Consider the following 15,124-nt stretch of genomic DNA (forward strand, 5'->3'; position numbering starts at 1 on the left):
CGGCCCGCCGCGCCCCCTCCTCCACCAGCCGCGCCAGCCCGCCGACGGCCCGCTCGGTGCCCACGACGGGCGGCCGGAAGCCGCCGCCGCGGGCCGTGCCGAGCACGGTTCCGTCCGGGCCGATCAGCGCGACGTCGGTCTTGCTGTTGCCCGCGTCGATCGCCAGCACGGACGGCCCCGGCGCGGCGGCGGAGGGGGAGGCCGGTGCGGAACCGGCCGGTTCGGACTGCGTCAGGCCCACGCCAGGTGCTCCCGGTTGTGCGCGATCAGGTCGTCGGTCAGCTTCTCGGCGCAGTCGATCTGGCCGATGAGGGGGTGGGAGAGCAGCGCCTGGAAGACGCGCTCCCGCCCGCCCTTCAACGCTGCCTCCAGCGCCAGCTGTTCGTACGCCGTGACATGGGCGACCAACCCGGCGTACAGCGGCTCCAGGGGGCGCACCGGGAGCGGCTTCGCGCCCGTCGCGTCCACGGCCGCAGGGACCTCGATCACCGCGTCGTCGGGCAGGAAGGGCAGGGTGCCGTCGTTGAACGCGTTGACGATGCGCACCTCCCCGCTGTCGCGCAGCAGCGACGAGGTCAGATCGACCGCCGCCTCCGAGTAGAACGCGCCGCCGCGGCGGCTCAGCAGCTCCGGCTTCTCGTCCAGCGCCGGGTCGCCGTACATCTCCAGCAGTTCGCGCTCGATCGCCGCGACCTCCGCCGCCCGCGACGGCTTGGTGCGCAGCTCCCGTACGACGGCGTCGTGCTGGTAGTAGTAGCGCAGGTAGTACGACGGGACGACGCCCAGCCGGTCCACCAGGTCGCGCGGCATCCGCAGGTCGTCGGCGATCGCGTCGCCGTGCTCGGCGAGCAGCTTGGGCAGCACGTCCTCGCCGTCCGGGCCGCCGATGCGCACCGCCCGCTCCCAGGTCAGGTGGTTGAGGCCGACGTGCTCCAGCGTCACCTCCCCGGGCGCCACGCCCAGCAGCTTCGCGAACTTCCGCTGGAAGCCGATGGCGACGTTGCACAGCCCGACGGCCCGGTGCCCGGCCGTGAGCAGCGCCCGGGTCACGATGCCGACCGGGTTGGTGAAGTCCACGATCCACGCGTCCGGGTTGCGGCGGCGCACCCGCTCCGCGATGTCCAGCACCACCGGGACGGTACGCAGCGCTTTGGCGAGCCCGCCCGCGCCGGTGGTCTCCTGGCCGACGCAGCCGCACTCCAGCGGCCAGGTCTCGTCCTGGTCGCGCGCGGCCTGGCCGCCGACGCGCAGCTGGAGCAGCACCGCGTCGGCGCCGTCCACGCCCGCGTCCAGGTCGTCGGTCCAGGAGATCTTCCCCGGATGGCCCTGCTTGGCGAAGATCCGGCGGGCGAGCCCGCCGACCAGCTCCAGCCGGTCCGCGGCCGGGTCGACCAGGACCAGTTCCTCCATCGGGAGCACGTCCCGCAACCGGGCGAACCCGTCGATGAGTTCGGGGGTGTAGGTGGACCCGCCCCCCACGACTGCGAGTTTCAACCCTTGACTCCTGTCAGTGTGACGCCTTCCACGAAGGCTTTCTGGGCGAAGAAGAAGACGATGATGACGGGGGCCATGACCAGCAGCGTCGCGGCCATCGTCAGGTTCCAGTTGACGCTGTGCGCGCTCTTGAAGCTCTCCAGCCCGTAGCTGAGCGTCCAGGCACCCGGGTTCTGCGCGGCGTAGATCTGCGGGCCGAAGTAGTCGTTCCAGCAGTAGAAGAACTGGAAGAGCGCGACGGCCGCGATGCCCGGCTTGGCCATCGGAACGATGATGCGCAGCAGGGTGCGGAACTCCCCGCAGCCGTCGACCCGCGCCGACTCCAGGTATTCCCGGGGAATCGTCAGCAGGAACTGGCGCAGCAGGAAGATGGAGTACGCGTCACCGAACGCCATCGGAATGATCAGGGGCCACAGCGAGCCCGACAGATGGAATTGCTGGGCCCAGACCAGATACATGGGCACCACGATGACCTGCGGCGGCAGCATCATCGTCGAAATGACCAGGATCATGGCGGTACGGCGGCCACGGAAGCGGAACTTGGCGAGCGCGTACGCGACCGGAATGGACGAGCAGAGCGTGAACAGGGTGCCGAGCACCGCGTACATCAGCGAATTGCGCCACCAGTCGAGGAAACCGGGGGTCCGGAAGACCTCGGCGTAATTCGACCAGTGCCATTCGGTGGGCCACAGGGCGCCGCTCATCGCCTGGCTGTCGCTCATCACGGCGGTCAGGAAGACGAAGACGAACGGCAGCAGGAAGAAGAGCGCCGTGGCGACGGCGACGGTGTGCACGGCGATCCAGTGGAGCGCGGCACGGCGGCGGGCGGCCGGGGCGGGGGAGCGCCGGGTGCGCGGACGGACGGGCGCGGAGGGCGCGGTGAGGGTGGTGGTTGCGGTCATGGCGGACGGGTCCTCTCAGTCCTCGGCCGACAGCAGGCCGGCGCGCCGGCGCATCAGCAGCGTCGTCACTGCCATCGCGATCGCGAAGAGCACGAGCGAGAGCACGCAGGCGGCTCCGGTGTTGAAGTTCTGGAAGCCGAGCGAGTAGACGAGCTGCGGCACGGTGAGGGTGGAGTGGTCGGGATAGCCGGGCTGGATGACCGAACCGGGCCCGATGCTGACACCGGAGGCGAGCTTTCCGGCGACCAGCGCCTGGGTGTAGTACTGCATGGTCTGGACGACGCCCGTCACGACCGCGAACATCACGATCGGCGTGATCGACGGCCAGGTCACATAGCGGAACTTGTGGAACGCCCCGGCGCCGTCCAGGTCGGCCGCCTCGTACTGGTCCTTCGGCACGTCCAGCAGCGCCGCCATGAAGATGACCATGAGGTCGCCGATGCCCCACAGGGACAGCAGGACGAGCGAGGGCTTGGCCCACGTCGGGTCGTTGAACCAGTTGGGGGCGGAGATCCCGATCGTCCCGAGGATGTCGTTCACCGGGCCGGTGCCGGGGTTGAGCAGGAAGACGAAGGCGACGGTGGCGGCCACCGGGGGAGCGAGATACGGCAGGTAGAACGCGGTGCGGAAGAAACCGACCCCGGACTTGACCTTGGTGACCAGAAGGCCGATGCCGAGGCCGAAGACGACCCGCAGCGCGACCATCACCACGACCAGCCAGAGCGTGTTCCACAGCGCCGGGCCGAACAGCGGCATCTGCTCGAACACATACCGCCAGTTCCGCAGCCCCACGAAGGTCGGGGTCTCGATCTGGTTGTAGTGCATGAAGGAGAAATAGACGGTGGCGACCAGCGGATAGCCGAAGAATACGGTGAAGCCGACCAGCCAGGGGGAGAGGAAGCCGAGGGTGCGCAACCGCGTGCGCACGGCCTTGCGGCGCAAGGCGGGGGAGTTCGTCACTGTGGCCATGTCGCGCTCCGTCAGTTCTGAGCCTGGAGATTGTCGGCGTCGATTTCCTTGTCGAGTTCCCTCAGGCCCTTGTTCAGATCGGGTTCCTTTCCTTCTTCGACGCCATAGGAGAAGTCCTGGAGGGAGACCACGTACTGTCCGCCGTTGATCGAGGCGGGCAGGGCGGTGCTGTATCGGTTCTGCGCGATATCCAGGAAGGCGCGGAAGGTGGGATCCGGGTCGAGCTTGGGGGAGGTGAGGGCGGCCTTGGTGGACGGCACGTTGTGGATGGCGTTGGCGAAGGAGACGACCTGGTCGGTGTCGGCGGTCAGGAACTTCACCAGCTCCCACGCCGCGTTCTGGTGTTTGCTGCTGTGCCCGATGCCGATCACCGTTCCGGTGAGATAACCCCGGCCGTAGGTCTCGGGCTGGTCGTCGGGCACCGGCAGGGGAGCGGTGCCCCACTTGAATTTGGCGCCCTTCATGAAGAGGCCGCGCCATTCGCCGTCCATGTGCATGGCCAGCTTGCCGGTGAGGAAGGCGTTCTGCGAGGACATCTCGTCGCCGAAGGAGGTGCGGAACTTCTCCAGCGGACCGTAACCGCCCTGGCTCTTCACCAGATCCCGGGTGGTGGCGAAGAAGTCCTTGGCGGCGCTGCCCTTCGCCAGCCGCGCCTTTCCGTCCTTGTCGAAGTAGGTCGGACCCCACTGGGCGAACAGGCGGTCCGGGCTGTTCTGGTAGAGCCGGAAGTTCGGCATGAAGCCGACCCGCTCATAGCCGCCGCTCTTGGCGCGCTTGGTCAGCTTGACGGCGTCCCGTTTCAGCTCCGACATGGTGCGCGGCGGGCGGGAGATCCCGGCTTCCTTGAACGCGTCCTTGTTGTAGTACATGCCGTACGCGTCGGCCAGCAGCGGCAGCGCGCACTGGTCGCCGTCATAGCTGGTGTAATCGAGCAGCGTCTTGGGGAAGACCTTGTGCTTGTCCAGTCCGGTCTTCTTCATGAACGGGTCGAGATCCGCCCACATCCCGGACGAGCAGTACTGTCCGACGTTGTTGGTGGTGAACGACGAGGCCACGTCCGGAGCGTCGTCCCCGCCGGCCCGCAGCGCCTGGTTCAAGGTCGCGTCGGTGACATTGCCGGTGGTCTTCACCTTGATGTTGGGGTGGAGTTTCTCGAACCGGGCGATGCTGGCATCGATCGCCTTGACCTCGTTCTTCTCCGACCAGCCGTGCCAGAACTTCAGCGTGACGGGTTTGGTCGGATCGTCGGTCGCGCTGCCGGTGCTGGGATTGGCGCAACCGGCCAGCAGCAGGGCACCGGCGCCGAGCACCGAGGCGAGAACAGCCAGTCTTGGTGGCATGGCGGTACTTCCTTGCGGGGAATTCAGGCGGTATCGAGCAGGCGGTATCGATCTCAGGAGGTATCGGGCTCGGGCACGAACTCGGGCGGTATCGAACTCAGGCAGTGTCGAAAACGGTGTTACGGGCATCGGCCACTGCCTGACGCAGCGCGCCGATGAGTATCGGATCCCCCTCGATATCGCTGATCCGCAATTCCGGCCGGGGCAGGGCCAGCCCCGTCAGCTCGGTCTCGACCAGCTCGCGCAGCCGCTCCCCACCGGCCTGCGCGACCTCCCCCGACAGCACCACCAGCTCCGGGTCGACCACCGCGACGACGGAGGCGAGCCCGGTGGCCAGCCGCCGGGCCAGCTCGGTCAGCACCGCGTCGCCCGCCCCCGGGGTGCGCAGCGCGGCGGTGAGCGCCTTGGCGGCCGTGGGCGCCTCGATGCCGTGCTCCCTGGCCAGTTCCACGACGGCAGGGCAGCCGACCAGCTTCTGGAACCCGCCGCCCCCGTCCGGCGCGGCCGCGGCGTCCGGTCCGCCGCGGGCGAGCGGTGCCCCCGGGAGTGGCATGTAGCCGATCTCCCCGGCTCCGCCGGTGGCCCCGCGCAGCAGCGTGCCACCGAGCACGATGGCCGCGCCGACCCCCTCGTCGGCCCAGACGAGGGCGAAGTCGTCGAAGTCCTGGGCGGTGCCGTGGTGCTGTTCGGCGACGGCCGCCAGATTGACGTCGTTCTCGATGACGATCGGGGTGTGCAGCACCTCGGCCAGCTCGTCCCGCAGCGCGCGCGACTGCCAGCCGGGCAGATGCGGTGCGTAGCGCAGGGTTCCGGTGCGCGGGTCGAGCGCGCCAGGGGTGCCGATGACGGTCCCGTGGAGGTCGGTTCGGTCGAGCCCGGCCGCGGCCAGGGCGCCGTCCACGGCCTCGGCCACCAGCTCCGCGGTGCGGCCGGTCAGGGACTCGTCGGTGGTGGGGGCGGTCACCCGGTGCTCGCCGACCACCTGGCCGGTGATGTCGGCGACGGCGGCGCTGATGCCCTCCTGGTCGACGGCGAGCGCCGCGACATGGGCGGCGGCCGGGTTGATCTCGTACAGCTGGGCGTTGGGCCCGGGCCGCCCGGTCACGTTGCCGGTCGGCCGGACCAGCCCGGCGGACTCCAGCCGGGTCAGCAGCTGCGAGGCGGTCGGCTTGGACAGCCCGGTCAGCTCCCCGAGCCGGGTCCGGGTGAGCGGGCCGTGCGCGGCCAGCAGGTCCAGCGCGGCCCGGTCGTTCATGGCGCGCAGGACCCGGGGGGTCCCGGGGGTGCCGTTGGGGGTGGTGTTGCCGGGGGGTGGTGCGGCCATGGTGGTGCCCCGCCTCACTCTGTTAAGAAACTTTCCTATTGATGAAGAGGAAGGTAGGGCGCTTCCGAGGCGGCGTCAATGGGGGTGAGCGTCCGGATTTGGTGTCCTCTTGGCGAAGCCATAGTCCTGGCATGGACAAGTCATCGAAAGAGTGGCCTGACGACTTCATGGATCACAGGGGGCTAAGTGAGATCGTCTTCTTTCGGGCCATTTCTTCTCGGAACGTCTTCTCTTCGTATACGCACGGCCTTGGTGATGGCAACGGCACTGCCGCTCGCCGCCGGTGCGCTCACGGTGGGCACACCCGCTGCCCGGGCCGACTCCGCACCGTCAGGCCGGGACACCCTGAGCGCGACCAAGCCCACCTGGGCCACGGCGAGTTCGGACCGGGGCGCCGCCGCCGACAGCGGTAAGGTCAGCGCGCGCGTCTACCTCGCCGGACGGGACGCCAAGGGGCTCGCCGACTACGCCGCCGCGGTGTCCGACCCCTCCTCGTCCGCCTACGGCCGGTATCTGACGGCTCAGCAGACCCGGGCGCGGTTCGGGCCGACCCGGCAGCAGACCGACGCCGTGACCGGCTGGCTGCGGGGCTCCGGACTCACCGTCACCGGCCACAACCAGCACTATCTCTCGGTGACCGGTGAAGTGGCCGCCGCGGAGAAGGCGTTCGGCACCCAGCTGCACAACTACACCAAGGACGGCACGGTCTACCGCGCCCCGTCCCAGGCCGCCACCGTGCCCGCCTCGCTGAACGGCGCCGTCCTGACCGTCGTCGGCCTGGACACCGCGCCCAAGCGCGCCGAGCACATGGCCACCCGGGGCGAGACGCTGCCGCCGCCCGGAGCGGTCTTCAAGAACGCCGGGCCGTTCTCCAGCTACTACGGCTCCAAGGTGGACAAGAGCCTGCCCTCCGCGTACGGCGCCAAGCAGCCGTACGCCGTCAAGGGCTACACCGGCAAGCAGCTGCGTGCCGCGTACGGCGCCAAGAGCCGTCACACCGGCAAGGGCGTGACGGTCGCCATCACCGACGCCTACGCCTCGCCGACCATCGCCGCCGACGCCGCCCGCTACGCGCGGCGCAACGGCGACCCCGCCTACCGCAGGGGCCAGCTGACGCAGGTGCTGCCGGCCGAATACCGGCACACCGAGGAGTGCGACGCGAGCGGCTGGTACGGCGAGGAGACCCTCGACGTCGAGGCCGTGCACGCGGTGGCCCCCGCCTCCGACCTCGTCTACGTCGGCGGCGCGTCCTGTACCGACGACGATCTGCTGGACGCGCTCGCCAAGGTCGTCGACAACCGGCTGGCCGACATCGTCTCCAACTCCTGGGGCGATGTGGAGGCCAACCAGACCCCGGACCTGGCGCTCGCCTACGACCAGATCTTCCAGCAGGGCGCGGTCGAGGGCATCGGCTTCTACTTCTCCTCCGGCGACAACGGCGACAACGTCGCCTCCACCGGCACCAAACAGGTCGACACCCCCGCCAACTCGGCCTGGGTGACGGCGGTCGGCGGCACCTCACTGGCCGTCGGCAGGGGGGACACGTACCAGTGGGAGACCGGCTGGGGCACCACCAAGTCCACCCTCACACCGGACGGCACCAACTGGGACGCCCTGCCCGGCGCGTTCACCTCGGGCGCCGGAGGCGGCACCAGCAAGACCGTGCCGCAGCCCTTCTACCAGCGCGGTGTGGTGCCGGACGCGCTCGCGCAGGCGAACGGCGGGACCGCCAGACAGCGCGTCACCCCCGACGTCGCGGCCGTCGCCGACCCCAACACCGGCTTCCTGGTGGGGCAGACGCAGACCTTCCCCGACGGGTCGCTCCAGTACGGCGAATACCGCATCGGCGGCACCTCACTGGCCGCCCCCGTGATCGCCGGGGTCCAGGCGCTGGCCCAGCAGGCGGGCGGCGGACGGCCCATCGGCTTCGCCAACCCGTCGCTGTACGGCCGGTACGGCACCGCCTCGTACCACGATGTGACCGACCATCCGCGGGGCGCCGGGGTCTCGCTCGGCGTGGTCCGGGTCGACTACGTCAACAGCCACGACGCCTCGGACGGCCTGGTCACCTCGCTGCGCAGCCTCGGCCGCGACAGCTCGCTGAGCGCGGTCGTGGGCTACGACGACGTGACGGGGGTGGGCACCCCGGCCGCCGGATACCTGGCGTCGTTCGGCGCGCACCGGCGCTGAGCCGCACGCCCTTCAGCCGCTGCCCGCTCCCGTCACTTCGTGGGGGCGGGCGGTGACGCGGCCGGCGGCGGCGAGAGGGGGCTGGCCGCCGCGGACTGCGGCGAGTCCGGGTTGGCCAGCGCGGACGGCGCGTTCACGCCCGCCGACCCGTCGGCCACCTCGGTCGCCAGGTTCGCCTCGGGCGGATGGCCGACCAGCTGGATGCCCGCCTCGTCCAGCGCCTTCTTGATCCGCCAGCGCAGTTCGCGCTCGACGCCGAGCGCCTTGCCGGGCATGGTCCGCGCCGAGACCTGGACGACCATGGAGTCGAGGTAGACCGCGGCGAGCCCCAGCACCTCGATCGGCTCCCACAGCCGCTCGTTCCACGGCTCGTCCTTGCCCATGTCCACACCGACCTGGTTGATCACCTCGCGGACCCGGTCCAGGTCCTCGTCGGCGCGGATCTGGACGTCCACCCCGGCCGTCGCCCAGCCCTGGCTGAGGTTGCCGATCCGCTTGACCTCGCCATTGCGGACGTACCAGATCTCCCCGTTGTCCCCGCGCAGCTTGGTGACCCGCAGGCCGACCTCGATCACCTCGCCGGAGGCCACCCCCGCGTCGATCGAGTCGCCCACCCCGTACTGGTCCTCGAGGATCATGAAGACGCCGGAGAGGAAGTCGGTGACCAGGTTGCGGGCGCCGAAACCGATCGCCACACCCGCCACACCGGCGCTCGCGAGCAGCGGCGCCAGGTTGATCTGGAGGGCGGAGAGGATCATCAGCCCCGCGGTCCCCATGATCGCGAACGAGGCGACCGAGCGCAGCACCGAGCCGATGGCCGCGGACCGCTGCCGCCGCCGTTCGACGTTGACCAGCAGCCCGCCGAGCGCGGTGCCGTTCACGGCCTGGGCCGTGCGGTTCATGCGCTCTATCAGCTTGGTGATGCCGCGCCGCAGGACGGACCGGAGCACGAACGCGATCACCAGGATCAGGGCTATGCGCAGCCCGACGCTGAGCCAGGTGGACCAGTTCTCCTCCACCCAGCCCGCGGCGTTGGTGGCGCTCCTGTGCGCATCGTCCAAGGTCGTCGGGGACGTGGGACGAGGCGTCGAGTCAGCGGCCAGAGCAGCGGACCAGAACACAGCGGAAACCCTTCGGTGTACGGCATGCCCGCGCGGGAAGGCGCACGCGCAATTCCTTCACACAGTAGCCGGGCGCGGGAAACTGCCGTTCCTGTGTTCGACAGCGCGCGAGCGCGCCCAGGGGGCGCACGAAAGCAGGCCCAACGGCCTCAGCTCGCGGTTTCCGCCGCCTCCGCTTCCTCCGGGCGGCTCCAAGATCGGATACGGGCCCGCCGGGCCCGTGATTCTTGCCACTCCACGAAGTTCTGAAGGCCCCGTGTGCAGTGTGTGCGGGCCGTATACGGCCGGTACGCGGAAATGCCTCTCAACCGTTAACCCGGTGATAGTGGCGTTCCGGCCAGGGTTCAGGGGAAACTGGGGGAGATCGTCCCGGCGCGAGCCACGCGCCGCCGGCGTACAAGGAGGCATCCGTGCCGCATGTCCTGGTCCTCAACGCGTCGTACGAGCCGCTCGGCGTCGTACCGCTCCGCCGCGCGCTCATTCTCGTCCTCAACGACAAGGCCATCAGCCTCGAGGACTCAGGCGCCCTGATGCACAGCGCAACCCGCGCGATCCCCGCTCCCAGCGTCGTCAGGCTGAAGCGCTTCGTGAGGGTGCCCTTTCGCGGTCCCGTCCCGCTGACCCGGCGCGCCCTGTTCGCCCGTGACGGCGGTAGATGCGCCTATTGCGGTGGCGTCGCAACCAGCGTCGATCACGTCATCCCGCGCAGCCGTGGCGGGCAGCACACTTGGGAAAACGTGGTCGCCGCCTGCCGCAGGTGCAACCACGTCAAAGCCGACCGGCACGTCGCCGAGATCGGCTGGCGGTTGCGTCATCAACCGGCGCCGCCGTCCGGCCTCGCCTGGCGGATCATCGGCACCGGCCATAGGGACCCGCGCTGGCTGCCATACCTGGAGGCATTCGGCGCGGACGACGCGATGGCCCGGATCGACGGCAGTAAAACCGCCTGAGACCCGGGCTGAAGCATTTTTGAGGCGCGGTGTGCCTCCGCGGTGCCCCTTCGGCGGGTGAGCCGAAGGGGCACCGCGGCGTGATCTAGTCCTTGCCCGGCTTCTTGCCCTTGGTTTCCTCCACCGCGTACGCCGCGACCGACCAGAGCGAGTAGCCGAAGCGGGTACCGCGCTCGATGCCCTGGATCCGGATGAACCGGGTGTCCGGGGCGTCAAGGCCCACCATCTCCCGGCCGCCCTGGCCGTCGGTGACGGTCGCCGCCGTACGCCAGGTGCGTCCGTCGGCCGAGACCTGGACCCGGTAGCGCGAGGCGTACGCGTCCTGCCAGCGCAGATCGAGCCGTCCGACGTGGGCCGGGCGGGCCAGTTCCAGCTGGAGCCAGGCGCCGTCCTCGGCGGGGGAGGACCAGCGGCTCCCGGAGTCACCGTCGATGGCCGCGGACGCCGGGAAATCGGGGGTCTCGTCGCCGGACGAGGTCGCCTTCGTCCCCTTGGCGCGGGCCAGGTCGGGGCCGCCGGTGCGCGGCAAGGCCCGGACGGTCAGCATGCGCTGCTCCGATCCGAAGCGGACCGGGACTGCGTACGTGCCCGGCTTGGTGCCCTCGTCGACCGAGATCTCGATCCGGGCCGTCGCCGTCGCCCCGCGCGGGGCCGTCACCCCCTCGGGGGCCCGGGCCGTGATGCCGTGCGGGGCGCGCAGCTTGAGGTCGTCGTTCACATCGCCGGGGCGCAGGGACGTCAGCTCGGCCCGGACGGTCGCGGACCGGCCGCCGACCTCGGCGTCCACCGAACCGCGCGACAGCCGCAGCTCGGCGGCGGGGGTGTCGGCGAACCAGGGGGTGATCTCGTGCACGGTGGCCGGCGTGGTGCCCGCCGCCCAGCTCAGCCGGACCGCGTCGGCGCGTATGCCCTTGCCGCCGACCTGGGTGAAGCCGTCGGCGGCCAGCGCGCCGAGCCTGCGCCAGCCCTCGCCCGGCACATGGGCCTCGACGGTGCCCGCGCCGTCCGCGGACCGCCCGGTGAGCGCGGAGACCGAGGCCAGCGGGCGGGTGCGGCCAAAGCGCACGGTGACCGGCTTGCCGGGCGAGGCCACCGTGGTGGTCGCCTTGCCGTCTGCGGCCGCGTGGTCGGCCTCGCGGGTGCGCAGCTTCTCCTTGCCCGACCGCTTCACGCCGGACCAGTCGTCCGCCTGGGTCAGCGCCTTCTTCAGGAAGGGGTCCAGTACGCCCTTGCCCACCGTGACCCGGCTGTCCGCGATCTTCTCGCGCAGCCCCTCCACCGCCAGCCGTGCGGTCCAGGCCCGGTCGCCGTCGCCGTGGGCCTGGGCGGTGAGCATGTCCACGGCCCGTACGCCCGCGTCGCCGTAGCGCCCGAGCTGGTCCAGCCAGGGCCGTACGTCGTCGCCCAGCATCCCGGACAGCCGCTCGGGGGCGTCGCGCATCGTGGCGAACGCCGCGCGCAGCCGGTCCGCTGCCCGGTCCAGCCGCCCCACGTCCGTACGGCCGACCTCCGCCCAGAAGGCGTCGGTCAGGGGCCGCAGATACGCCGACTCGTCGCCGCCGAGCACCGAGGACGCGTCGTTCCCGGCGAGCGCGTGCAGCGCCGCGCGGGTCTTGTCGTCCGGCCCGGCCAGGTCGTCGATGGCCGCCTGCCAGGACTCCTGGGGGCGGTAGCCGCGCGGGTTCCAGGCGAAGTCGGCCGCCGTGAACAGCGGGATGCGGGACGCGGTCGGCTGCTCCATGGCGTTGGCCAGCAGGGCGGCGGACTGGGTGGCCACCGCCGGGTCCCGGCCGGTGTAGGGGCCGAGGAAGATCCGGTCCTGGGCGTAGTCGTTGACCGGGTAGTTGTCCATGGTGACCAGCCGGTGGCCGAAGGCGGACCGGGCGTCGGCCAGCTCACCGCCGGTGATCGTCCTGGGCACCACCCCGACGCCGGTCCAGGCCACCTCGACGGCGGTGTCGAGGTCGGCGGCCAGCGCGCGCCGGAACTCGGTGTCGCCGTCCTGGAAGTACTCGGTCGGCATCAGCGAGAGCGGGGCCGCGTCCGGATGCCGCCCGGCGAGGTGGCGGGCGACCGCGTTGGCCATCTTGGCCTGCGCCTTCGCGGCCGCCTCGGGGCCGGAGCCGAAGGTGTCGGCATCCTTGCCGCAGTGCCACTCGCTGTAGCTGACGTCCTGGAACTGGAGCTGGAAGGAGCGCACCCCCAGCGCCCACATGGCGTCGACCTTCTTCAGCAGCGCCTTCATATCGCTGTCGGAGGAGAAGCACATCTCCTGGCCGGGGGAGACCGCCCAGCCGAGGGTCACATGGTTGGCGCGGGCGCGGGTGGCCAGCTCCCGGAACTCCGCACGCCGCTCCGCGGGGTACGGATCGCGCCAGCGGGCCTGGCGGTACGGGTCGTCGCCGGGCGCGTAGAGGTAGCGGTTCTGCTTTGGTGCGGCCCATGAAGTCGAGCTGCGCCAGCCGGTCCCGCTGCGACCAGGGGGAGCCGTAGAAGCCCTCGGTGGTGCCGCGGACCGCCGTACCGGGCCAGTCGCGGACGGTGACCCCGGCGAAGGCCTTGGTGTCCTGTCCGGACCGCTGGACGAGCAGCTGGCGCAGCGTCTGGACGGCATGGAAGAGACCGTCAGGCCCGACCCCGTCCAGCGCGACCGTGGCGCGGCCGTCCACCCGGCCGCTGGCCAGCCGGTAGCCGCCGGACGGAAGATCGCCGCGCTCCGGCGCCCGCAGTGCGCGCAACGCGCTCTGCGCGCCCTTGCCTCCGGCGTGCACCACGAGCCCGCGCGCCGGGGGCTTGCCGCCCGGGGTGGCCTCGGTGACCGTACGCACCCCCGCGTCGTGCAGCAGGGCGCGCAGCGCGTCCAGCGCGTACGGATCGGCGTCGCCGTCCGCGATGAGCGTGGCCTCGCCGGATATCGCCAGATCCGTCCCCTGTGCGCGCAGCGACTGGGGCCGCGGCCATACGGGCGGTACGGCTCCGGTGCTGTTCCGGTCCGGTGTGGAGGCCCCGGCGGTGCCGGGATCCACGGGCGCGGCGCTCGCCCCCTGGGCGCCGCCGAGTAATCCGCCGATGACCGCGGCCGCCATGGCCGTCGCCCCCACTGCCCTCGGCCTCTTCCCCCGGAAGTGCACGGGCGTCTCCTTGATTCAGATAGCTGGCCCCGTCGTATCGGCCGCAAAAGGCGCCAATCGGCGACGAGCCCACCAGTACGCGGGTGAGGTGTCAACGCGCATGACCGAACTGTCGGCATTGCCGCACTCGCGGTGGTGCCGACGGATGCGCGCCCCCTATAGGTCGCCCCCTGCGCGCCGTCGTGTCGCCCCCGCAAGTCTGACGGATGAAGGCGGGCCCTGTCCGTAAGCTCTGTGTTCCCGACCCCTCCCGGCCGCGAAATCGCCTGTCCCGCGGGTGTGATGTACGGCACGTCCGGGTGTCGTTTACGTCTGCGGCCGGATTGAGTGGGTAGGGCTCGTCATTGACACACTGCCGACACCCCACGGAGGTCCGTGTGGCCGCGTCAGCTCTTCTCCCGTCCGCCCTGTCCAAACCCGTGCCCGAAGCCGTGCGCGAGCCTGATCCGTTCGCCGGGGTCTCCGACCCCGACTGCGGACTGTGCGGACTGGACGGCTTCGGGTCCGGTGTCGCCACCGAGGCACCTCTCACCAGCGAACCCCCACTCGCCGACAACGTCCCCCTGACCAGCGAGCCCCCGCTCGCCACCGAACGCCCCCTGACCAGTGAGCCCACCGCCGCCGGCATCGGCGCGGGCGCGGCCTTGGAGTCGATGGAGTACTGATGGGCAGAGCGCGGCTCGCCGAGCTGCACGGTGTCGCCACTTCTTACGAGCCCGCCCCGGGCCGCACCGTCCAGGTGCCCGAGGACACCGTCGTAGCCGTACTCGCCGCGCTGGGTGTGGACGCCTCCACCCCCCGATCAGTGAAAGACGCGCTGGACCGGCACGAACGCCGACAGCGCGACCGGCTGCTGCCCCCCTGCGTGGTCCTGCGCCCCGGCGGAACGCCGCGCCAGGCCCTGCCCGACGGCCTGGCCGAGGCCCTGCCCGACGGCACGGAGCTGCGCGTGCGCACCGAGGACGGCGCGCCACGCGGGTGGGGGCCTGCCGCCGCCGCGCGCCCGTTATTACCCCCGGGTACGGGGGCGCCCCTGGACGGCCTCACGGACGCGCCCCTACCTCTGGGTACCCACACCCTCACCGCACGCGCCCCCGACGGCCGCACCGCCACCGCCGCTCTCATCGTGGCCCCCGACCGGATGCCGTCGCCGCAGGGCCGCAGCCACGGCTTCCTCGTCCAGCTCTACTCGCTGCTGTCCGCCCGCTCCTGGGGCATGGGCGACCTCGGTGACCTGGCCGACCTCGCCGCCTGGTCCGGGCGCGCCTTCGGTACGGGGTTCATCCAGCTCAACCCGCTGCACTCGGCGGTCCCCGGCACCCCCGCCGCCCCCACCGACCCCTCGCCCTACCGCCCCTCCTCGCGCCGCTTCCCCGACCCCGTCCACCTGCGGGTCGAGAACGTGCCTGAATACGCCCACCTCGGCGGCGCCGCCCGCGAGCGGGTCGACCGGCTGCTGGAGGCCGCGGCCGCGCTCCGTACGTCCGTCCTGCGCGACGGTGCCCTCATCGACCGGGACGCGGTCTGGGCCCTCAAGCGCGAAGCGCTGCAACTGGTGCGGGCCGTCCCCCTCAGCCCCGGCCGCCGCGCCGCCTACTGCGACTTCCTCGCCGAACGCGGCCAGGCTCTCGAGGACCACGCCCTGTGGTGCGCCCTCGCCGAGACGTACGGCACCGACTGGCGCGGCTGGCCCGACGGGCTGG

The 15,124-nt window shown here is 71.3% G+C and carries 10 protein-coding genes and 2 pseudogenes; 4 read left to right on the forward strand and 8 right to left on the reverse strand.

Features of this window, described 5'->3' with window-relative positions; translation table 11 throughout:
* The 6 genes and pseudogenes from SSOG_RS29345 to SSOG_RS29370 form a co-directional block, all read right to left on the reverse strand.
* Window positions 1–169: pseudogene (locus SSOG_RS29345) on the reverse strand (ATPase); the annotation flags it as partial.
* Window positions 170–231: 62 nt separating this feature from the next.
* Entirely contained in the window at window positions 232–1,494 is a 1,263-nt protein-coding gene (locus SSOG_RS29350; protein WP_009717890.1) for a 6-phospho-beta-glucosidase, read from the reverse strand.
* Complete coding sequence (locus tag SSOG_RS29355) at window positions 1,491–2,396, reverse strand: carbohydrate ABC transporter permease (protein ID WP_009717891.1); 906 nt, start codon at window positions 2,394–2,396, stop codon at window positions 1,491–1,493. The genes SSOG_RS29350 and SSOG_RS29355 overlap by 4 nt, the downstream gene beginning before the upstream one ends.
* 15 nt (window positions 2,397–2,411) lie before the next feature.
* On the reverse strand, window positions 2,412–3,365 hold the full coding sequence (locus SSOG_RS29360) for a carbohydrate ABC transporter permease (protein ID WP_009717892.1): 954 nt from the start codon (window positions 3,363–3,365) through the stop codon (window positions 2,412–2,414).
* An 11-nt stretch (window positions 3,366–3,376) separates the two neighbouring features.
* The gene (locus SSOG_RS29365) at window positions 3,377–4,705 is read right to left on the reverse strand and encodes an ABC transporter substrate-binding protein (RefSeq protein ID WP_009717893.1); all 1,329 of its coding nucleotides are present in this window, start codon (window positions 4,703–4,705) and stop codon (window positions 3,377–3,379) included.
* Window positions 4,706–4,802: 97 nt separating this feature from the next.
* On the reverse strand, window positions 4,803–6,029 hold the full coding sequence (locus SSOG_RS29370; protein WP_039938979.1) for an ROK family transcriptional regulator: 1,227 nt from the start codon (window positions 6,027–6,029) through the stop codon (window positions 4,803–4,805).
* A gap of 255 nt (window positions 6,030–6,284) precedes the next feature.
* On the opposite strand from SSOG_RS29370, the gene SSOG_RS29375 reads away from it, so the two are divergent.
* Complete coding sequence (locus SSOG_RS29375; protein WP_050800005.1) at window positions 6,285–8,219, forward strand: S53 family peptidase; 1,935 nt, start codon at window positions 6,285–6,287, stop codon at window positions 8,217–8,219.
* Between the two features lie 32 nt (window positions 8,220–8,251).
* Here SSOG_RS29375 and SSOG_RS29380 read toward each other — a convergent pair whose 3' ends face one another.
* Window positions 8,252–9,340 (reverse strand): mechanosensitive ion channel family protein, encoded by a 1,089-nt coding sequence (locus SSOG_RS29380; protein ID WP_009717896.1) that lies wholly within the window; start codon window positions 9,338–9,340, stop codon window positions 8,252–8,254.
* 410 nt (window positions 9,341–9,750) lie between these two features.
* On the opposite strand from SSOG_RS29380, the gene SSOG_RS29385 reads away from it, so the two are divergent.
* Complete coding sequence (locus SSOG_RS29385; protein WP_009717897.1) at window positions 9,751–10,290, forward strand: HNH endonuclease; 540 nt, start codon at window positions 9,751–9,753, stop codon at window positions 10,288–10,290.
* Between the two features lie 85 nt (window positions 10,291–10,375).
* Here SSOG_RS29385 and SSOG_RS29390 read toward each other — a convergent pair.
* Window positions 10,376–13,376 (reverse strand): annotated as a pseudogene (locus SSOG_RS29390) (glycoside hydrolase family 84 protein).
* A gap of 422 nt (window positions 13,377–13,798) precedes the next feature.
* Here SSOG_RS29390 and SSOG_RS29395 point away from each other — a divergent pair.
* Window positions 13,799–14,086, forward strand: a complete 288-nt coding sequence (locus SSOG_RS29395) for a hypothetical protein (RefSeq protein WP_009717899.1) — start codon at window positions 13,799–13,801, stop codon at window positions 14,084–14,086.
* Window positions 14,086–15,124: 4-alpha-glucanotransferase (locus SSOG_RS29400; RefSeq protein ID WP_009717900.1), on the forward strand; the 1,039-nt coding region annotated here is incomplete at its 3' end. The genes SSOG_RS29395 and SSOG_RS29400, both read left to right, overlap by 1 nt.

The sequence above is a fragment of the Streptomyces himastatinicus ATCC 53653 genome, from assembly GCF_000158915.1.
Taxonomy (GTDB): Bacteria; Actinomycetota; Actinomycetes; order Streptomycetales; family Streptomycetaceae; genus Streptomyces; species Streptomyces himastatinicus.